Origin of the sequence: Pseudoalteromonas sp. L1, assembly GCF_021728095.1 — a bacterium.
Taxonomy (GTDB): Bacteria; Pseudomonadota; Gammaproteobacteria; order Enterobacterales; family Alteromonadaceae; genus Pseudoalteromonas.
On sequence record NZ_JAKKCT010000007.1, the window covers coordinates 133,504 to 153,164 of the forward strand.

The following is a 19,661-nucleotide window of genomic DNA, read 5'->3' on the forward strand; positions in this document are numbered from 1 at the left end:
TATCAAGCAATTAAGCTATTTTTAAAGCAGATAGTACCTTAGTGTTATGTATTTTTTGAGCGCTTAGGGTAAGACTGAAAGCATTATTCCGATGTCACCTCATCTGTGTAATAACAATAATTATAGGAATGTCTATGCTGAGCATGATAGGACTGTTAGGCGGTTTAATACTGCTGATCATTTTAACGCTGCGTGGGGTAAATTTATTTATCGCTGCGCCAATCTGTGCACTGTTAGTTGCACTTAGTAGTGGCATGGCCATTTTCCCTGTATCGGCAGATACAAACTTTATTAACGCCTATATGGATGGCTTTGCAGGCTTCTTAAGTGCGTGGTTCTTTATGTTCTTACTGGGTTCGTTATTCGGTAAGTTTATGGAAGACACCGGTGCTGCAGACAGTGTTGCAAGCTACATTGTGGGGAAATTAGGTATGAAGCACGCCGTTCTTGCGGTGGTGATTGCCTGTGCTGTTTTAACCTATGGTGGCGTGAGCGTCTTTATCGTTGCGTTTTCTGTTTATCCAATGGCATTAAGTCTGTTTAAAGATGCAAACTTACCGCGCCGCTTTATTCCAGCAACACTGGCATTTGGTTCGGTAACCTTTACCATGACTTCGGCAGGCTCGCCAGAAATTCAAAATTGGATCCCGGTTAAACACCTTGGTACGTCACCCTATGCGGCATGGGAAGTCAGCTTAGTGGTGGCTATTTTCATGGCGACAGCAGGTTATTTTTGGTTAAACAAGATGATCAAAAAGGCCGTTGCTAACGGCGAAACCTTTGAAGCGCGTGATGATGATCCTGTCATTATTGAGCGTCGTCGTCCGCATCCAATCACGGGTGTGATCCCGCTAATCGTGGTGCTACTTTTATCATTTACGTTACATGATGTACTGCAGCAAACAGCGCTGATTGTCGCTTTACTTGGTGGTGTATTGAGTATTGTGATTATCAACTTTAAGCATTTTCACGATATGGGTAATGCTATTAATGTGGGTACAACCGGTGCTTTAGTGGCAATCGGTAATACCGCTGCCGTGGTTGGTTTTGGCGCTGTGGCGAAAGTGTCACCAGCATTTACCGCCGCTGTCGATGTGATGACCCATATGCCGGGCAATGAGCTGGTTGGTGCTGCGGTTGCGGTGAGTGTGATTGCCGGCTTAACAGGCTCTGCTTCTGGCGGGCAAGCCATTGCATTACCGCTTGTCGCACCTGGGTATTTAGATATGGGTGTGAATCCAGAACAACTACACCGTGTGGTGGCGATTAGTTCTGGAGCACTCGATACCTTGCCACATAATGGTTATGTGGTTACAACGATACGCGCTATCTGTAAAGAAACGCATCAACGAGCGTATTGGTCAATGGCAGCTCTGACTGCGGTTATTCCGCTTATCGGTGTCGCATTGGCACTTGGACTCTTTATTTTCTTTTAAGGAACAGCAATGAAAACCAAATTAATAATTTTGCTATGGCTGGTTGTATTTAGTAGCACTGCGTTTGGCGCTGCAAACAAAGCCGACACCATGCTGGTGGAAAAACAGCATTTTACAACAAAAGATTTTACCACTGTGTCTGGTGTGACCTTAGAGCAAGTGGATATTGGCTGGGAAAGCTATGGAAAACTAAACGCCAATAAAGATAATGTGATTTTAATCACTCATTACTTCTCTGGTACGTCTCATGCCGCAGGTAAATATAAAGCGGATGACGCCCTACCGGGTTATTGGGATGCGATTATCGGCCCAGGTAAAGCTATCGATACGAATAAATATTATGTGATTAGCTCAGATACCTTAGTGAATGCCAACTGGCATGATGAAAATGTAATCACCACAGGCCCTGCGTCAATTAATCCAAAAACAGGCAAACCTTACGGTTTAGATTTTCCTGTGGTCACGATTACTGACTTTGTGAATGTGCAAAAGCGTTTACTCGACAGCCTAGGTATCACTAAATTACATGCTGTGATGGGCGCATCAATGGGGTCGTTTCAAGCACTTGAGTGGGCAACACGTTACCCAGATAAAGTAGAGCGCTTAATTCATGTGATTGGTGCTGCAACGATGGATGCATGGACAGTCGCTGCACTTGAAAAATGGGCGTTACCAATTCGTCTAGATAAAAACTGGCAGCAAGGTAATTACTACGGCAAAGAGCGCCCGCTAGATGGTTTAGCGGCAACCATGCTTAATATTACCCAAGATGCGATGCATCCCATTATTTATAACGCGAGCTTCCCTGACTTTAACGTTTTGGATGAAGGTGCGTTAAAAGATATTCGTACCTTGCCTAAGCTAAACCAAGTATTAGCTGAGCGGGCAATGGCACGAGCTAAAACGCAAGATGCAAACCATGTACTTTATTTGGTACGGGCATCACAACTATTTACCGCTGGCATGCAAAGCGATTTAACAACGGCACTTAAAAATGTCTCTGCCAAAACATTATTGCTACCTGCAACGAACGACTTACTGCTTCGTCCTGAAAACATGCGTACTGTGTTTGACACCATGAAAGCGGCAGGTAAAGACGTTGAGATTTCAGAAATTGAAGGGGGCTGGGGACACCTTGATGGTCTTTTCTCAATTGCCCCGAAAGCGCAGCTTATCAGTGAGTTTTTAGAGGAGTAACCCGATGAGCAAAACAGTTTTAATTACCGGTGCAGCCAGTGGTATTGGTCTCTATGTTGCACAGCAACTGGCGATGCAAGGTCACACTATTATTGTGACTGATTTAAATCAGCAAGCAGCACAACAAGCGGCAGCAGGCATTGTTGAACAAGGCGGCAGCGCCGAAGGGTATGCACTTAATGTGGCTGATAGTGATGCAATAGAGCAGTTTTTCACTGAGCTTAATCAGCCAATTGATGTGCTTATTAATAATGCAGGTATTCAGCACGTTGCAAAGCTTGAAGATTTCCCGGCTGATAAATGGCAGTTCTTACAGCAAGTTATGCTCGTTGGCCCGGCGATGATGACCAAGGCGGTACTCCCTCGCATGCGTGAGCAAGATTTTGGTCGCATCATTAATATTGGTTCAATCCATGCCATGGTGGCGTCTAAATATAAGTCGGCTTATATCGCTGCAAAACATGGCTTAATCGGCTTTGCTAAAACCATGGCACTTGAAACTAATGATGCCAATATCACCATTAATACCGTGTGCCCAGCGTATGTAAAAACGCCGCTTGTTGAGCAACAAATTGCCTCGCAAGCCAAAGAACATGGCATTTCTGAGCAACAAGTGATCGACACAATTATGCTAGCACCGATGCCGAAAAAAGCATTTATCGGCTTAGATGAGATCCTGCATACCGTTAGTTTTTTAATGGCCGATGCAGCACGCAATATTACCGCCCAAGCAATCGCCATTGATGGCGGTTGGACTGCACAATAGGAGGAGCCAATGGCAGGTTTTGATAAAGTAGTTACAAGTTATAGCGAAGCGATGGCTGGCCTTGAAGATGGCATGACAGTGATAGCCGGTGGTTTTGGTTTATGCGGTATTCCTGAAGGACTGATTGCGCAAATTAAACATCAAGGCACCCGTGGTTTAACCGTGGTATCGAATAACTGTGGTGTTGATGGTTTTGGTTTAGGTGTGCTGCTTGAAGATAAGCAAATCAGCAAGATGGTTGCCTCTTACGTAGGTGAAAACGCGCTATTTGAGCAGCAGCTATTAAATGGTGAACTAGAAGTTGAGCTCACACCGCAAGGCACCTTAGCTGAAAAAATGCGAGCTGGCGGCGCGGGCATTCCTGCATTTTATACCGCAACTGGCGTGGGTACTCCGGTGGCTGACGGTAAAGAAACCCGCAATATTAATGGTCGTGACTATTTATTGGAGCCAAGCATTACTGGCGACTTTGCGATAGTTAAAGCGTGGAAAGCAGATCGTTATGGTAACTGCATTTATCGTCATACGGCAATGAACTTTAACCCAATGGCAGCAACCGCAGGCAAAATTACGGTTCTTGAAGTTGAAGAAATTGTTGAGCCAGGGGAGCTAGAACCAAGCCAAATTCACACGCCGGGTATCTATATTGACCGGGTAATTAAAGGTGAATTTGAAAAACGCATCGAGAAAGTTACCACTAAGCAAGAGAATCAATAAGGAGCACGCTGATGGCATTATCACGAGAACAAATCGCTAAACGCGTGGCGATGGAGCTACAGGATGGTTACTACGTTAACTTGGGTATAGGAATTCCAACCTTGGTCGCTAATTATGTCCCTGATGGCATCGAAGTGATGCTGCAATCTGAAAATGGTTTACTCGGTATGGGGCCATACCCAAGTGCGGACCAAGTTGATGCCGATATGATCAACGCAGGCAAAGAAACGGTCACCGCTGCAACGGGGGCAGCTATTTTTAGCTCTGCAGAAAGCTTTGCCATGATCCGAGGTGGGCATGTTGATTTAACCGTGCTGGGTGCGTTTGAAGTAGATCAAAACGGCAACATTGCCAGTTGGATGATCCCGAAAAAGTTGGTTAAAGGGATGGGCGGAGCAATGGATTTAGTGGCCGGTGCTAAAAACATTATTTGTACTATGACCCATGCCAACAAGCATGGCGAATCAAAACTGCTGACCGAATGTAGTTTGCCGTTAACTGGGGTTGGTTGTATCAATAAAGTGATCACCGATTTGGCATTGTTAGAAATTAAAGACGGTGCATTTCATTTATTAGAGCGTGCCCCAGGAGTCTCAGTCGATGAGATTATAGCCAAGACACAAGGTAAGCTTATTGTCTCTGAAGATGTACCTGAAATGACCTTTAGTTAGCAATTAAGCTCCTAATTTGACTGAATTTTATACTAAACCCTAGTAATGTGCTTTTTGTTCATGAATTTTATGAGCAAAAAGCCATTTATTATCATCAATGCAACTTACCTCCTAAACATTTCGTTAATCTATCGTTAACACTAAGCTCCAAACCAGATCGCCATTTGCAGTCGGCCGATCAACGACAACAAATAATTATAATCTGGTGTGGAGTAATTCATGAAAGCAAGTAACACACAGCTCGCTTTAGCCGTTGCAGCGGCGTTAGCAAGTACATCAGCATTCGCACAAAGCGACACTGAACAACTACAGCAACAACTCGATGCACTTCAAAAAGAAGTGGACTCATTAAAAACATCTAGCGGCTTTAACCTAGAATTTGGTGGTCGCGTACAACTTGATTACAACTATTTCGACGGCGCTTATAATGCCGACAATGATGGCGCTGGAGGCAGCGACTTCTTTCCTCGACGTATCCGTACTTATGTTGAAAGTGAACATGGTAACTGGGATCACAAACTATTACTCGAATTTGCAGAAGGCACGGCTGAAATTGTTTTAGCCCGTGTTCGTTATGCATTCGACAACGGCTTAAAAGTAAAAGCCGGTAAAATTCGTGAAGATATGTCGCTCAATGCGCTAACCAGCTCTAAGCACATTAACACCATTGAGCGCAGCACCCTTGCTAATACCTTCTCACCTTTCTTCCGTTGGGGGATTTCAGCTTATCAATACTTTAAGGACTCAGGCTTACGTTATGCCGTAGGTGTTTACAAAAATGATGCGTTTGGTGCATCAGGCCATGACGAAGACGACAAACTGACATTGGCTGTAACAGGTCGCTTAACGTGGTCAAGTGCGGCGCCTGGTGATGTGATTCATTTAGGTGCTTGGCACTCTTATCGCGATATGGGCGGTAATGATTTAAGCGCTCGTTTTGCCCGCGGTGAAGTGCGTGAAACCAATGTGCGCTTAGTGGATTACGCGGTAGGCGGTGAAACGGCAGCGCTAGATAGTATGTCGCAAACAGGCCTTGAATTTGCCTACCAAGCGAATGCATTCACGCTAGAGGCTGAATATGCCAGCCGTTACCTCGATACGGTGGATAGTAGCAATGTATTAGATGGTGAGCGCTTTGATGGTTTTCATGTTTCTGCCAGTTACTTCTTAGGTGGTCAGCAGCGCAATTACAAAGCGGGCTCTGCGTTATTTGTTCAGCCAAAAGGGATTAAAGACGCATGGGAGCTGGTTGCCCGTGTTTCACAAATGAATGCCAGCAGTAAAGACCAAGGCACAGACGTAACTACTTATACGTTAGGCACATCATATTACCTAAGCAGCGATATTAAGTTTATGGGCAACCTGATTTACAGCGATGTTGATGGTGCAGGCGCTTCTTCGCTGGTAGGTGATGAAGATTCAGGTATGGGCATCAGCGCTCGTATGCAGTACTTATTTTAGGAGTCGTGCATTATGACTATGTTTAAATCAATTAAGAGCTCTTTATTAGCAGCCTCGTTATTAGTAACCAGCCCGTTGGCGTTAGCTGACTTACACTTTTTAGTACCAGGTGGTCCAGGTGGCGGTTGGGATACCACAGCTCGCGGTGTGGGTGAAGCCATGGTAAAAGCGGGGATTGAAGATAATGCGTCGTTTCAAAATATGTCGGGTGGCGGCGGTGGCCGTGCGATTGCTTATTTGATTGAGTCGGGCACTAAAAAAGGCGATATGTTGATGGTGAACTCAACGCCTATCGTTCTGCGCGCATTATCAGGCAAAATTCCTTACAGCTATCGTGATTTAACGCCAGTTGCCAGCATGATTGCTGATTACGGCGCGTTTGTTGTACGTAATGATTCGCCTTATAAAACATGGCAAGACGTTATTGATGCCATGAAAAAAGATCCAGGCTCTGTAAAAGTGGCGGGAGGTTCAGCGCGCGGCAGTATGGATCACTTAGTGGCAGCACAAGCTGTGAAGGCGGCGGGTATTGATGGTCGTCGATTACGTTACATTCCATACGATGCGGGTGGTAAAGCGAAAGCAGGCTTGTTGTCGGGTGAGGTCAACTTACTTTCAACGGGCTTAAGTGAAGCACTCGAAGTCGCCAATGGCGGTCAAGCGCGTATTTTAGCAGTGACTTCAGCAGATGCTTTACCTGATTATCCTGAAATTCCAACCTTAAAGTCGCTAGGTTACGACATGGAATTCGTAAACTGGCGCGGCTTTTTTGCAACCCCAGATTTACCAGCAGACAAACTAGCCCAGTACACAGAAAAGTTGCGTAAATTACAAGCAACACCTGAGTGGGAAGCGGTTCGTGCGCGTAATGGTTGGTTAAACCTGTTTCAAGAGAAAGAAGCGTTTATTAAGGCGCTTGAGCAGCAGGAAGCACAGCTAAAAGTGGTCATGGAAGAGCTTGGTTTTATTCGTAGACTAGGTTAGTTGGGACTTTTTAATGTTAAACCGTGAACTAATTGGACCAAGTTTATTCTTGGTCCTCTTTACCCTTTACGCCCTTGTGGCTTGGCAAATTCCACTCATGCCATTTGAAGAGTACGAAAGCGTTACTTCTGCAACCTTACCTAAAGTGTATGCCGTATTCGGTATTGTGGTGTGTGTACTATCAATTGGTGCCAATTTATTAAAGCAAGCACCAGCAGAAAAAGCAGAGCTACTCAGTAAGGGCAACTTACTACGTACCTTTGCACTGTTAGTGTTAATGGTTGCCTATAGCGCCATGCTCGAGCCGTTTGGTTTTTTAATTGCCACCAGTGCCTTTTTAATTGCTGGCTTTTTTATTATGGGCGAACGCCGTAAAACGGTGTTGTTGTTTGCCTCTGTGCCTGTGGCCGTGGTTTTTTGGTTTTTAATGACACAAGTACTGGGCATTTACTTAGTACCTGGCAACCTGTGGAGTTAAGTTATGCTTGATGGAATTATGTTAGGTTTGTCGACCGTACTCGACTGGAACAACTTGTTATATGTGATTGTTGGCTGCTTTGTTGGCACCTTCATCGGTATGCTACCTGGACTTGGCCCAATTACTGCGATTGCATTGATGATCCCGATCACTTACAGCATTGGTGCTGATTCGGGCATGATTTTAATGGCCGGTGTTTACTACGGCGCTATATTTGGTGGCTCTACGTCTTCTATTTTGATTAATGCGCCTGGGGTTGCGGGGACGGTAGCGTCATCGTTTGATGGTTACCCGCTAGCAAAACAAGGTAAGGCAGGTAAAGCTCTGGCTATTGCAGCCTATGCGTCCTTTATTGGCGGGACCATTGGCGCCATTTTACTGATGGTGGCTGCGCCATTATTAGCGAAAGTATCATTAAGTTTCCAATCACCTGATTATGTTGTACTAATGTTTTTAGGCTTAACGGCCATTGCCGCATTCTCTAATAAAGGGCAATTTTTAAAAGCTATGATGATGACGGTATTTGGTTTAATGCTTGCAACGGTAGGGATTGATCCGTCTTCGGGTACTGAACGTTTTACCTTTGGCCAAGCCGATTTATTAGATGGCATTAGCTTTTTATTAGTGGCAATGGCGACGTTTGCGTTGGCTGAGGCACTGATTAATGTGGCGCGCCCTGAGGCTGAACCAGATAAAAAATTGGATGATCCTAATACGCCAAAAATTGGTTCAACAAAACTAACCAAAGAAGAAGTAAAAGACATGGCTCCTGTGGTTGGCCGCTCATCTTTACTTGGTTTTATTGTCGGTGTTTTACCTGGGGCAGGGGCGACGATTGCCAGCTTTATGGCCTACGCCACTGAACGTAACCTTGCTCCAAAGGCACTGAAAGATAAATTTGGTAAGGGCTCGATGCGTGGCTTAGCAGCCCCTGAATCGGCTAATAATGCAGCCTGTACCGGCTCATTTGTACCGCTACTTACGTTAGGTATTCCTGGCTCTGGCACGACAGCGATTATGTTAGGCGCCTTAATCGCCTACGGTATTCAACCAGGTCCTATGTTAATGCAAGAAAACCCAAGCGTGTTTTGGGCAGTCATTGTCAGTATGTATTTTGGCAATATCGTACTGCTTATTCTGAACCTGCCGTTGATCCCATATTTTGCTAAAGTGCTGGCTATGCCTAAATCGGTGCTTACCGTGATGATTTTGTTCTTTAGCTTAATTGGCGTGTATTTAGTGTCGTTTAATACCTTTGATTTATTTATGATGGTGGGCTTTGCGTTGGTGGCATTAGTACTTAGGTTGCTAGCTTTCCCGATGGCACCTTTGTTACTTGGCTTTATACTTGGCGATATGATTGAGCGAAATTTCCGTCGTGCGATGATGATTTCAGATGGCTCGCTGAGCTTTTTATGGGACCGCCCATTAACACTCAGTATTTTCGTAATTTCAATCTTAGTGTTGTTGTTCCCATTGAAAGATTATATTGTCCAACGTCGTAAAGAAAAAGCAGCCACGCAAGCACAGCAGCATGCGTAGCACAAGGCGATAAGATGAGATACACCAATAAGCTAAACCCATTTCAGCATATGGTTAAAAAGCCAAAGCGCTTAGAAACACGACTCATTATTTGGGTTACTGGTCTATGTGTTTTACAAGCTGTGTTGTTTGGCGCTTTGGTGTATCAGATCACAGCGCAGAGTCTACATAGTCACATGGGTGACAAGGCACTGGCGTTAGCAACGAGCATTGCATCGCGAGATGATGTACAAAAAGCGTTACTAACACAAAAAGACCACGCAAAGCTTAATATTGAAATAGAGCAAATTCGTGAATTAACGGAAGCAAGTTTTATCGTTATTGGCGATAGCCAAACAACACGTATTGTTCATCCTGATGCTAATAAGCTGGGTAAGCACATGGTTGGGGGTGATAGCCAAGCTGCACTAAGAGGTGAGCGCTATGTGTCTATTGCGAAAGGCAGCTTGGGTGAGTCAATTCGCGGAAAAGTGCCAGTCTATTCTGAATCAGATGAGATAATAGGGCTTGTTTCAGTGGGGTTTTTGGTGCAATCGATTGAGCCACTAATTCGTGCTCGAAGCGCCGAAATCATGCTTTGGGGCTTATTGTTAGTGGGGTTGAGCATTTTGGCTGCGGTGTATATTGGTCAACGGGTTCGTAATGCTATTTTTGGTTTGCAGCCAGATGAAATAGCACGGCTCTTTTCTGAGCAAGATGCTATTTTGAATACCGTTCGTAGCGGTATTATCGCCCTTGATCCAGAAGGTAATGTGCGTAACTTAAACCAACGAGCCTGCGAAATTCTTGGCAAACCGACTAGCTGTATCCATCAACCATTAAAGCTTGAAGACTTACTTCCTGAACATACCGAGTTTTTAATGCATAACCAGCAGCGCCCGATTGTTGGCTTTGAATTATTTGCTGCCGATAAACGCATTGTGTTGTCGCGATATGCACTACAGGTGCAAGGTCAGGCTGATGGTATTTTGTTGAGTATGCGCCCTGCTGATGAGCTTGAATATTTATCGCAGCAATTAACCAAAGTGCAAGCCTTTGCAGAGTTATTGCGGGTGCAAACGCATGATTACTCAAACAAGCTAAACTTAATTGGTGCGTTAATTCAAATGGGGCAAACGGATCAAGCTATTGAGTTAATAGGACAAGAAAGCAAAGGCTCACAAGCGCAGATCCATCATTTACTCGAAAGGATCCAAGATCCGGTACTTGCTGGGTTACTGGTCGGTAAATACCATAAAGCCCGTGAACTAAACGTAGTACTTGAGCTTAACCCAGATAGCTTATTAGGATCGATCACCCGTAAGGATATGCTGGAACGGGTTGTCTCTATACTCGGCAATTTGATTGATAACGCAATTGAAGCCGCTATTCGAGCTAGCGATACACGTACCCCTAAGGTTCGTGTTACGGTTGATGAAACCAGTAAAACCTTGTTGTTTGATGTTGAAGACAGCGGTTTTGGTTTAGGCGATGACAAGGATGTGATATTTACACCACAATACAGTTCTAAGTCAGGGGCTGAGCATGGCATAGGTCTTTATTTAGTTAAAACCAACTTAGATTCGTGTCGTGGTAGTTTAGAAATAGGTGAGTCTGATCTGATGGGGGCACGCTTAAGTGTCTACATTCCAAAATAATAAAAATGATCAGCCTATAATATAAAAGGTAAAGAAGATGACTTATTCGGTTGTCATAGTTGAAGATGAAGTCGAGGTTGCACAGCTGTTAGCGCAATACTTATTGCTCCCTCATGGTATTGCAGGTCAACAAGGAACGCGTCAAACTTTGCGCCAAGGACAATATCAAGTGGTTGGTATTGCTGGTAATTTAACGACAGCTAAAGCATTATTGCAGGCGGTTGATGCAGATTTAATTCTGCTTGATATTCACCTTCCTGATGGTAATGGTCTTGAGCTGTTAAATGAGTTACGTCGTAATGAGCTAAAAAGTGAAGTGATGCTGTTAACTGCGGCAAAAGAAGTCGAAACATTGGAAAAAGCCATGCAACTTGGTGCATGCGATTTTTTAGTTAAACCACTTATGCTTAATCGTTTAGATCAAGCTTTAGCGCGCTTTGAGGCAAGGCAGCAATGTTTGTCAGATGCAAATGAAGTCACGCAATCTATGGTTGATACCCTCTTTGGCTCACAAGAGCAGCAAAAAGCGCCTGTTAGATTACCTAAAGGTGTCGATCAGCTTACTTTGCAAAAAATTTTAAAAGCATTTGAAGCGAACCTAGGAACGGATTTTACTGCCCAGCAGATGGGTGATTTAGTTGGGGTAAGCCGCTCAACGGCTCGTCGATACCTTGAATATTTACTGGAAGCGGAAAAAGTCAGTGCCGATCAAAGCTATGGCAGTATTGGTAGACCTGAACGTTGTTATAAAATGCTTACTGGCTAGATGGCGGCATTTTATTAGTGTTTTCGCTGATTTTATGTGATTTTTACAGCGTAAAATCATTTCAAGATACTTTAAAAAGTCCCACTTATCTTTAGCATAGAAAAATTTTATAAAATTGATTGCATTTTAAGCGACTTCGATGGTGATGTTCGCTTTAAGTAATGCTATACTCCCGCCGAATAATTTTTCGACTTTATTAAGAGTAAAATAATGGCAGATTTATCGAAGTACAGAAATATTGGTATTTTCGCCCACGTTGACGCGGGTAAAACTACCACCACTGAGCGTATCCTTAAGCTTACGGGTAAAATTCATAAGACTGGTGAGGTACACGACGGTGAGTCTACTACTGACTTCATGGAACAAGAAGCTGAGCGTGGTATTACAATCCAATCAGCAGCTGTAACTTGTGAGTGGAAAGGCCACCGCTTAAACGTTATCGATACTCCGGGACACGTTGACTTCACAGTAGAAGTATACCGTTCACTTAAAGTACTAGACGGTGGTATCGGTGTATTCTGTGGTTCTGGTGGTGTTGAGCCGCAGTCAGAAACTAACTGGCGTTATGCGAACGAATCAGAAGTTGCACGTGTAATCTTCGTAAACAAACTAGACCGTATGGGTGCTGACTTCTACCGCGTTGTAGGTCAAGTTGAGAAAGTACTTGGTGCTAACCCACTAGTTATGACTTTACCAATCGGTATCGAAGACCAATTCTGCGGTGTTGTAGACGTACTTGAGAAAAAAGCATACGTTTGGGATGACACTGGTCTTCCTGAAAACTACGAAGTACAAGACGTTCCAGCTGACATGGTAGACAAAGTTGATGAATACCATGAAATGCTTGTTGAGTCTGCTGTTGAGCAAGACGAAGACCTAATGATGGCTTACATGGAAGGTGAAGAGCCTTCTTTAGAAGACATCAAACGTTGTATTCGTAAAGGTACTCGTGACCTTGCGTTCTTCCCAACGTTCTGTGGTTCTGCATTCAAAAACAAAGGTATGCAATTAGTACTTGATGCTGTTGTAGATTACCTACCTTCGCCTACAGAAGTTGATCCACAGCCTCTAACTGATCCAGAAACAGGTGAGCCTACTGGTGAAGTTGCTACAGTTTCTGCTGATGAGCCACTTAAAGCGCTTGCGTTCAAAATCATGGACGACCGTTTCGGTGCACTTACGTTCATCCGTATCTACGCTGGTCGCATGAAAAAAGGTGACACAGTACTTAACTCAGCAACAGGTAAAACAGAGCGTATCGGCCGTATGGTTGAGATGCAAGCTGACGACCGCAACGAGATCTCTGAAGCGCAAGCAGGCGACATCATCGCTGTTGTTGGTATGAAGAACGTTCAAACTGGTCACACTCTTTGTGATCCTAAGCACGAATGTACACTTGAAGCGATGATCTTCCCTGATCCAGTAATCTCAATCGCTGTTGCACCTAAAGATAAAGGTGGTAACGAGAAGATGGGTATTGCGATCGGTAAGATGGTTGCAGAAGATCCTTCATTCCAAGTTGAAACAGATGAAGATTCAGGCGAAACCATCCTTAAAGGTATGGGTGAGCTTCACTTAGATATCAAAGTAGATATCCTTAAGCGTACTTACGGTGTTGAGCTAGTTGTTGGTCAACCTCAGGTTGCTTACCGTGAAACTATCACGAAAGAAATCGAAGATAGCTACACGCATAAGAAACAATCTGGTGGTTCTGGTCAATTCGGTAAGATTGATTACCGCATCAAGCCAGGTGAGCCTAACTCAGGTTTCACATTCACATCTTCAGTTGTTGGTGGTAACGTTCCTAAGGAATTCTGGCCTGCAGTTGAGAAAGGCTTCAAGTCTATGATGGAAGAAGGTGTTCTAGCTGGCTTCCCTGTATTAGACGTTGAAGTTGAGCTTTTCGACGGTGCTTTCCACGCAGTTGACTCATCAGCAATCGCGTTCGAAATCGCTGCTAAAGGCGCGTTCCGTCAGTCTATCCCTAAAGCGGGTGCACAACTTCTTGAGCCAATCATGAAAGTTGACGTATTCACTCCGGAAGACAACGTAGGTGACGTAATCGGTGACCTTAACCGTCGTCGTGGTATGATCAAAGACCAAGAAGCAGGCGCAATGGGCGTTCGTATCAAGGGTGAAGTACCACTTTCAGAAATGTTCGGTTATATCGGCCACTTACGTACTATCACGTCTGGTCGTGGTCAGTTCTCTATGGAGTTCGCACACTACGCACCATGTCCACAGAACGTAGCTGAAACTGTAATCGCTGCAGAAAAAGAGAAAAAAGCTGCTAAATAATTTAGCCTTTTGACCTTTATAAAAAAACCCGCACTCGTTGCGGGTTTTTTGTTTTTAGGCTGCAGACGCTAATCGCAGCTTGGTTAAATATCTTACTGGTTGTTCTTTAACCATGTTGCTGCTTGCTTAGCAAAGTAAGTCAAAATACCGTCTGCACCTGCTCGTTTAAATGCAAGTAACGATTCCATGATGATTGCCTCTTCTGCAAGCCAGCCGTTGTCGATAGCCGCTTTATGCATCGCATATTCACCACTAACTTGATAAGCAAATGTCGGAACACCGAATTCATCTTTAACGCGGCGAACCACGTCTAAATATGGCATACCTGGTTTTACCATAACCATATCTGCACCTTCTTGAAGGTCCAGTGCAACTTCGCGAATTGCTTCGTCTGAGTTGGCAGGGTCCATTTGATATGTTTTCTTATCTGCACCTTTTAGGTTCCCTGCAGAACCAACAGCGTCACGGAATGGGCCATAGTAGCTTGAAGCGTATTTCGCAGAGTAAGCCATAATACGTGTGTGGATATGACCTTCAGCTTCGAGTGCTTCACGAATCGCACCAATACGACCATCCATCATGTCTGATGGGGCAACTACATCAGCACCTGCTTCGGCGTGAGATAAGGCTTGTTTTACTAAAATCTCAGTCGTGACGTCATTAATGACATAGCCATTTTCATCAATAATACCGTCTTGTCCATGCACCGTGAAAGGGTCAAGCGCAGCATCGGTGATAACGCCGAGCTCTGGGAATGCTTCTTTTAATGCGCGTACCGTTCGTTGCGCAAGTGCATCAGGGTTGTAAGCTTCTTCAGCTAGCAGAGATTTTTTATCACTTGGGGTTACAGGGAAAATAGCAACCGCTGGAATACCTAGGTCCACTAGTTCTTTGGCTTCCTCTAGTAATAGGTCAATTGAGAGACGATCAACACCAGGCATCGATTCAACCGCTTCACGACGGTTTTTACCCTCTAATACAAACACAGGGAAAATAAGGTCATTGACAGTAAGTTGGTTTTCAGCCATTAGGCGACGAGAGAAATCATCACGGCGCATACGGCGCATGCGGGTATAAGGGAAGAGGTCGAGTCCTGATTGGGCCATTCTTTAATGCTCCTAGTCTGGTAGAGGATAACTAACTACACGATTTCGGCCTGATTGCTTGGCATGATAAAGGGCTTTATCGGCATAGTCAGTGAATAAATTTGGGTTATTTATATCTTCAGCAATCGCGCTGTAAACGCCTGCACTTAATGTAAATTTAATCGTTGTTCCGGCGACTATTATATCAGTGTTCTGAGCAGCTTTGCGTATTTGCTCGGCAATTTCTAATGCGCCTCGATGAGGGGTGTTGGGCAACAGTACAACAAATTCTTCCCCGCCATATCTTGCTACATCATCAAGAGGACGTTTTAAGTGGGTTTTTATAATATTTGCAGCAGCCTGAATTGTTTGATCCCCTGTTAAATGTCCATAGTTGTCATTAATCGCTTTAAAGTGATCAATATCGAACATTATAATACTTAAGGGGGTTTGCTCGCGTCTCGAGCGACGTATATCCATCAATAGCTTTTTATCAAAGTAACGACGGTTTTTTGTTTTTGTTAATGCATCTTCCATATTGAGCTGTTCGAGGGCTCGGTTTTTCTCTTCAAGCTCTCTTAATGTTACTTGCAGCTCAAATGTACGTTCTTCAATGTTGCTTTCTAAGTCTTGCCTCGCTTGCTCTTGTATCGCTAAACGCTCACGCATGAGGGTGTCTTGCGCTTTACTTTCTGCAAGGGCATTTTGCTGTGCACTTACTTCAGCGTCTCGCTGCATTAAAAACATTTTTATCACGGCGTAACTCAAGCTAAGGCTACATATTAAAAAGCACACAAAAGTGAGCGATAACACGCCAATGTTTAAATCAAAGGGATTAAATACACCTAAGGCGCTGTAAATAATGGCACAGAAAAAAGCGCTGATTGCAATTAAGTAAGCTATAGAAGGCTGCTTGTAATGATAGTTATAGTGTTTAACTGACACGGCAGCAATTAAGCTAAGAAAAATGGGTAAACTCAATAAACATAACGACAGAGCAATATGAACGGGTACAAACCACGAAAACAGGCTGAGTAGTACTATTGTATACCCTAACCCATGTATAAGCCGGCGCTTAGCTGGACCAAAAATAGTTTGTTGCAGCGGTGCAAATAAAGCGCTACTTATAAACAGTAAACTAGGAATGGCGAGTTGCTGGAATGATATGCCATCAGGCTGTAAGTAGCGATAGCCATAGCCGTATAGGTAAGCGAGTGTAAGCCAAAGCAAAGTGAGCAATATGCCTGTATAAGCAAAATAATGTCGTCTAGAAAAACCATATAAAACAAAGTTTGTTATTGCAAGCGACAAGACAAAACCAACCAGCAAACCATAGAGTAAGTTAAACTTCGTTTTATGTTTTAGATACTCGTTTGGTGACCATAAACTTAAAGGGATACGTAGTCCTGCATCATTCTTTACTTGTAAATAGACCGTAGTATGGCTTGCTTTGGGGAGTGTGAGCGACACTAGCAAAGATTCACTCTTTATTTGCCGATTAGCAAGCGGTAATGCATCGCCTATCTTTGTGAAAAAAATAGTTTTACTGCCTTGAGTATGAAGTACGTTAACTTCATCTAAGAGGGGGTTATCAATAGATAAAATAACGGGTATATCTGTAAGGGAAGTATTATTTATTGCGAGTTTTACCCAGACAGGGGTTAAATTCATGCCCAAATTAAGGGATGTTCCATCACTGTCTAGCCACTCTATTTGATTGTTATTAAGAATCTGTTGTTCAGTGCTAGGCGCAAGGGTGTACTCAACATTTAAAAGCTGCTGAGACTTGAAATCAATGCCAACATTAATAGGATTAGCCACTAAATAGGGACTAAATAAAACAACAAAGAGTACGCTACACAGTGACCATAGGCGTGTCATTTTATCCCCTAACGGAAAATAATTGCTGAAAGTTGAGTGTAGTTTGTTTTGCCACCTCAGTAAATTCGCAGCCTTTTAAATCAGCAATTTGCTGACAAATATAGGTTAAATAACTGGGTTCATTACGACGCGATTTTGGTTTCGGTTTTATTGTTCTTGGAAGTAAAAAAGGCGCGTCTGTTTCAATTAATAAACGCTCTAGTGGTATGCTTGGTATTAATGACTGTAATTGCTCTCCTCTACGCTCATCACACACCCAGCCAGTAACGCCTATATAAAGACCTTTCTCTAGGTAACTTTGTAGCGCAAACTTATCACCCGTAAAGCAGTGAAGCACTCCTTTTACACTATACTCATTGAGTATTGCGAGCATATCGTTGTTCGCATCGCGCTCGTGTAAATAGACAGGCATATTAAGTGTTTCAGCAAGAGCGAGTTGTCTTCTTAATACGGCACGTTGCACATCGCGTGGTGAAAAGTCACGGTTATAATCGAGTCCACACTCGCCAATAGCAACGACTTCTGGGTGACTTGCTAGTAAGGTCAGCTGCTGTTCTAAAGATGTATCAGCCGTTTTTGCATCATGGGGATGAATACCTGAGGTGCACAGCAGGGAGTGGCGTTTTGCAAGTTGTAATGATGCTTGACTGCTCTGTATATCGCAGCCAATCAATAGCATCTGTTTTACTCCGACTTGAGCTGCACGTTGTAACACTTCATCATGATGCTCATCAAATTGATGATTGCTTAAGTTGACGCCAGCATCAACAAGCTCAATAGTCATTAGTTGGTACGTTTTACGCGAATAGAGCGATTTTGGCCTTTGATTTTCAATAAGAAAGAGTTGAAAACACCACGTTCAATTATCACTGTGTCATTTGCTTTTAAGCGCATACGATCAGAACCTACTTGACGCCATTGCTGACCGTTATCAAGCTCAATAATGAGTTCACCATAAGCAGCCTGTTCAACACTTTTAACAACCGCGCTGATTTCGTCATCGTTCTCTTTTGTGACCTCTTTGTGCTCTAAACCAAAGTTGTCATTTTTCGCTTGGATAGGTTGTTGAGTAGGTGCTGCCGCTACAACCGCTTTAGTATCCGTAGCAGAAGAGCTGGTTGCGGCAGGTTTTTCTAGCTGTTTGCTGGCTGCGGGCTTTGTCAGTGATTTACCTGCCATGATGTTGTCGTAGCAAAGTAAACGATTAAAATCATTCTCAACAAAAGTACAGGCTTGAAGTGCTTGGATATTTACTTCGTTAGCGTGCGCAGTGCCAGTAATCGTTAATAGTGCAACGATGGGAATGAGTTGTTTTTTCATTTTATTCCTCTGATTCCTGTTGAGGCTTGGCAGTGTAAAAAGCAGCCAAAATTAAGCCTAGTTCGAATAATAGCAGCATAGGTAATGCTAGTAATGTTTGTGACAGTACGTCAGGCGGTGTTAAGAACATGGCAACCACGAATACACCTACCACAATATAAGGTCGTTTTTCTTTTAAACTTTTTGTTGTTGTTGCGCCACTCCAACATAACAGCATAATAGCCACAGGTATTTCAAACGCAATGCCGAATGCAAAAAACAGTTTTAAAGCAAAGCCTAAATAGCTACTAATGTCAGGCGCTAATGTCATCATATCAGGGCCCGTGCTAGTGAAAAATCCTAAAATAATAGGCAACACCACAAAGTAGCAAAATGCGATACCACTATAAAACAGCAAAATGCTAGATGCTAGAATAGGCATGAGCATACGCTTTTCATGTTGATATAAGCCCGGTGCTATAAAACTCCAAACTTGATGCAATATCATTGGAATAGCAGCAAACAAGGCGACAAATAAAGTGAGTTTAAACGGAGCAAAAAACGGTGCTGTTACATCCGTTGCGATCATGGTGGCTGTGCTAGGCAAATTTGCGATTAATGGCGCTGCAACAAAGCTATAAATATCATTGGCAAAATACACCAAGCCGATAAATATTAGCAAAATGCTTAACAACGCTTTCATGAGTCGATTTCGTAACTCAATTAAGTGGCCAACAAAGCCTGTGTGAGCTTGCTCGGTCATAGTTTATTATTCATCTTCATTATCATTGACCATAAAAGCAGAAATTAAATTCACTTTTTTTCATCATTATTCTTCGTTTCTACTTGTTCGGATGTACGTTTCTTGTAACTATGAGTTACTGATTGGGCTGCTTTTTGAAGCTCGTCCACTGAGCTTTTCAATTCAGGAGAAAGCTCCTGTAGGTTTTGTTGCTCTGCTTTTTTTAAGTCTTCATGAAGTTCATGGATACGAAGCTCTTCATTCACTTCAGCTTTGACTGAGTTAGCCACTGACTTTAGTGTTTTTATCCAGCGGTTTACCGTACGAATCGCCACAGGCAAACGCTCAGGCCCTAAAACAATTAGACCTACTATCATTACAACAACGAGTTCCCACATCCCCATGCTGATTAAACCTTATGGTCGTCTTTGCTTTTCTCTGTGGTTTCTTTGTTTTGCGTATTAGACGCTTGCTCTATTTTTTCACTTTTTGAATTTGCTTGTTCATCATCAGATACTGCTTTTTTAAAGCCTTTAACAGCACTGCCTAAATCACCGCCGATGCCACGTAATTTTTTTGTGCCAAATAACAAAACGATGATTGCTAAAATGATGACTAATTGCCAAATACTGATACCACCAAAACCCATGGGTTACTCCAATTATTGTCAAATTTAATGAATTTACTTGTTTAGATTATAC

General features: G+C 43.4%; 19 protein-coding genes. 12 read left to right on the top strand and 7 right to left on the bottom strand.

The window, feature by feature from the left end; genetic code table 11:
- Positions 1 to 134: 134 nt before the first annotated feature.
- From L3V38_RS18130 to fusA, 12 genes are all read left to right on the top strand, one after another.
- On the top strand, positions 135 to 1,436 hold the full coding sequence (locus L3V38_RS18130; protein WP_054552324.1) for a GntP family permease: 1,302 nt from the start codon (positions 135 to 137) through the stop codon (positions 1,434 to 1,436).
- Between the two features lie 9 nt (positions 1,437 to 1,445).
- Positions 1,446 to 2,633 (top strand): homoserine O-acetyltransferase, encoded by a 1,188-nt coding sequence (locus tag L3V38_RS18135; protein ID WP_237120248.1) that lies wholly within the window; start codon positions 1,446 to 1,448, stop codon positions 2,631 to 2,633.
- A 4-nt stretch (positions 2,634 to 2,637) separates the two neighbouring features.
- Positions 2,638 to 3,399, top strand: coding sequence for a 3-hydroxybutyrate dehydrogenase (locus L3V38_RS18140; protein WP_237120249.1), 762 nt, complete (start codon positions 2,638 to 2,640; stop codon positions 3,397 to 3,399).
- Between the two features lie 9 nt (positions 3,400 to 3,408).
- Positions 3,409 to 4,116: a CoA transferase subunit A gene (locus L3V38_RS18145; RefSeq protein ID WP_119853699.1), complete on the top strand. Its 708-nt coding sequence runs from the start codon at positions 3,409 to 3,411 to the stop codon at positions 4,114 to 4,116.
- Between the two features lie 11 nt (positions 4,117 to 4,127).
- Positions 4,128 to 4,787, top strand: coding sequence for a CoA transferase subunit B (locus L3V38_RS18150; RefSeq protein WP_237120250.1), 660 nt, complete (start codon positions 4,128 to 4,130; stop codon positions 4,785 to 4,787).
- Positions 4,788 to 5,006: 219 nt separating this feature from the next.
- Positions 5,007 to 6,248, top strand: coding sequence for a porin (locus L3V38_RS18155; RefSeq protein WP_237120251.1), 1,242 nt, complete (start codon positions 5,007 to 5,009; stop codon positions 6,246 to 6,248).
- An 18-nt stretch (positions 6,249 to 6,266) separates the two neighbouring features.
- Positions 6,267 to 7,232: a tripartite tricarboxylate transporter substrate-binding protein gene (locus tag L3V38_RS18160; protein WP_130150990.1), complete on the top strand. Its 966-nt coding sequence runs from the start codon at positions 6,267 to 6,269 to the stop codon at positions 7,230 to 7,232.
- A 13-nt stretch (positions 7,233 to 7,245) separates the two neighbouring features.
- Positions 7,246 to 7,710 carry a tripartite tricarboxylate transporter TctB family protein gene (locus L3V38_RS18165; RefSeq protein WP_130150954.1) on the top strand — a complete coding sequence of 155 codons (465 nt, stop codon included), beginning with the start codon at positions 7,246 to 7,248 and terminating at the stop codon, positions 7,708 to 7,710.
- Positions 7,711 to 7,713: 3 nt separating this feature from the next.
- Positions 7,714 to 9,252, top strand: a complete 1,539-nt coding sequence (locus L3V38_RS18170; RefSeq protein ID WP_237120252.1) for a tripartite tricarboxylate transporter permease — start codon at positions 7,714 to 7,716, stop codon at positions 9,250 to 9,252.
- 14 nt (positions 9,253 to 9,266) lie between these two features.
- The gene (locus L3V38_RS18175; protein ID WP_237120253.1) at positions 9,267 to 10,889 is read left to right on the top strand and encodes a sensor histidine kinase; all 1,623 of its coding nucleotides are present in this window, start codon (positions 9,267 to 9,269) and stop codon (positions 10,887 to 10,889) included.
- 37 nt (positions 10,890 to 10,926) lie between these two features.
- Complete coding sequence (locus L3V38_RS18180; RefSeq protein ID WP_130150957.1) at positions 10,927 to 11,655, top strand: response regulator; 729 nt, start codon at positions 10,927 to 10,929, stop codon at positions 11,653 to 11,655.
- Positions 11,656 to 11,865: 210 nt separating this feature from the next.
- Positions 11,866 to 13,953 (top strand): elongation factor G, encoded by a 2,088-nt coding sequence (fusA, locus tag L3V38_RS18185; protein WP_237120254.1) that lies wholly within the window; start codon positions 11,866 to 11,868, stop codon positions 13,951 to 13,953.
- A 92-nt stretch (positions 13,954 to 14,045) separates the two neighbouring features.
- Here the strand turns inward: fusA and hemB are convergent, their stop codons facing one another.
- The 7 genes from hemB to tatA are packed head-to-tail and all read right to left on the bottom strand — an operon-like array spanning position 14,046 to position 19,609.
- Positions 14,046 to 15,059, bottom strand: coding sequence for a porphobilinogen synthase (hemB, locus tag L3V38_RS18190; RefSeq protein ID WP_062567514.1), 1,014 nt, complete (start codon positions 15,057 to 15,059; stop codon positions 14,046 to 14,048).
- A gap of 12 nt (positions 15,060 to 15,071) precedes the next feature.
- The gene (locus L3V38_RS18195) at positions 15,072 to 16,919 is read right to left on the bottom strand and encodes a diguanylate cyclase (RefSeq protein WP_237120256.1); all 1,848 of its coding nucleotides are present in this window, start codon (positions 16,917 to 16,919) and stop codon (positions 15,072 to 15,074) included.
- Between the two features lies 1 nt (position 16,920).
- Positions 16,921 to 17,703: a TatD family hydrolase gene (locus L3V38_RS18200; protein WP_237120258.1), complete on the bottom strand. Its 783-nt coding sequence runs from the start codon at positions 17,701 to 17,703 to the stop codon at positions 16,921 to 16,923.
- A complete protein-coding gene (locus L3V38_RS18205) occupies positions 17,703 to 18,239 on the bottom strand; it encodes a hypothetical protein (protein ID WP_237120259.1) in 537 nt (178 codons plus the stop codon). Before L3V38_RS18205 ends, L3V38_RS18200 begins: the two co-directional genes overlap by 1 nt.
- Position 18,240: 1 nt before the next feature.
- Positions 18,241 to 18,981 (bottom strand): twin-arginine translocase subunit TatC, encoded by a 741-nt coding sequence (gene tatC / locus L3V38_RS18210; protein WP_237120261.1) that lies wholly within the window; start codon positions 18,979 to 18,981, stop codon positions 18,241 to 18,243.
- Positions 18,982 to 19,031: 50 nt separating this feature from the next.
- The gene (gene tatB, locus L3V38_RS18215) at positions 19,032 to 19,364 is read right to left on the bottom strand and encodes a Sec-independent protein translocase protein TatB (protein ID WP_237120262.1); all 333 of its coding nucleotides are present in this window, start codon (positions 19,362 to 19,364) and stop codon (positions 19,032 to 19,034) included.
- A gap of 5 nt (positions 19,365 to 19,369) precedes the next feature.
- A complete protein-coding gene (gene tatA, locus L3V38_RS18220) occupies positions 19,370 to 19,609 on the bottom strand; it encodes a Sec-independent protein translocase subunit TatA (RefSeq protein ID WP_130150965.1) in 240 nt (79 codons plus the stop codon).
- Positions 19,610 to 19,661 lie beyond the last annotated feature (52 nt).

Coding starts and splice junctions, on each gene's coding strand:
- L3V38_RS18130 (WP_054552324.1), top strand. CDS start 135: ATGCTGAGCATGATAGGACTGTTAGGCGGTTTAATACTGCTGATCATT.
- L3V38_RS18135 (WP_237120248.1), top strand. CDS start 1,446: ATGAAAACCAAATTAATAATTTTGCTATGGCTGGTTGTATTTAGTAGC.
- L3V38_RS18140 (WP_237120249.1), top strand. CDS start 2,638: ATGAGCAAAACAGTTTTAATTACCGGTGCAGCCAGTGGTATTGGTCTC.
- L3V38_RS18145 (WP_119853699.1), top strand. CDS start 3,409: ATGGCAGGTTTTGATAAAGTAGTTACAAGTTATAGCGAAGCGATGGCT.
- L3V38_RS18150 (WP_237120250.1), top strand. CDS start 4,128: ATGGCATTATCACGAGAACAAATCGCTAAACGCGTGGCGATGGAGCTA.
- L3V38_RS18155 (WP_237120251.1), top strand. CDS start 5,007: ATGAAAGCAAGTAACACACAGCTCGCTTTAGCCGTTGCAGCGGCGTTA.
- L3V38_RS18160 (WP_130150990.1), top strand. CDS start 6,267: ATGTTTAAATCAATTAAGAGCTCTTTATTAGCAGCCTCGTTATTAGTA.
- L3V38_RS18165 (WP_130150954.1), top strand. CDS start 7,246: ATGTTAAACCGTGAACTAATTGGACCAAGTTTATTCTTGGTCCTCTTT.
- L3V38_RS18170 (WP_237120252.1), top strand. CDS start 7,714: ATGCTTGATGGAATTATGTTAGGTTTGTCGACCGTACTCGACTGGAAC.
- L3V38_RS18175 (WP_237120253.1), top strand. CDS start 9,267: ATGAGATACACCAATAAGCTAAACCCATTTCAGCATATGGTTAAAAAG.
- L3V38_RS18180 (WP_130150957.1), top strand. CDS start 10,927: ATGACTTATTCGGTTGTCATAGTTGAAGATGAAGTCGAGGTTGCACAG.
- fusA (WP_237120254.1), top strand. CDS start 11,866: ATGGCAGATTTATCGAAGTACAGAAATATTGGTATTTTCGCCCACGTT.
- hemB (WP_062567514.1), bottom strand. CDS start 15,059: ATGGCCCAATCAGGACTCGACCTCTTCCCTTATACCCGCATGCGCCGT.
- L3V38_RS18195 (WP_237120256.1), bottom strand. CDS start 16,919: ATGACACGCCTATGGTCACTGTGTAGCGTACTCTTTGTTGTTTTATTT.
- L3V38_RS18200 (WP_237120258.1), bottom strand. CDS start 17,703: ATGACTATTGAGCTTGTTGATGCTGGCGTCAACTTAAGCAATCATCAA.
- L3V38_RS18205 (WP_237120259.1), bottom strand. CDS start 18,239: ATGAAAAAACAACTCATTCCCATCGTTGCACTATTAACGATTACTGGC.
- tatC (WP_237120261.1), bottom strand. CDS start 18,981: ATGACCGAGCAAGCTCACACAGGCTTTGTTGGCCACTTAATTGAGTTA.
- tatB (WP_237120262.1), bottom strand. CDS start 19,364: ATGGGGATGTGGGAACTCGTTGTTGTAATGATAGTAGGTCTAATTGTT.
- tatA (WP_130150965.1), bottom strand. CDS start 19,609: ATGGGTTTTGGTGGTATCAGTATTTGGCAATTAGTCATCATTTTAGCA.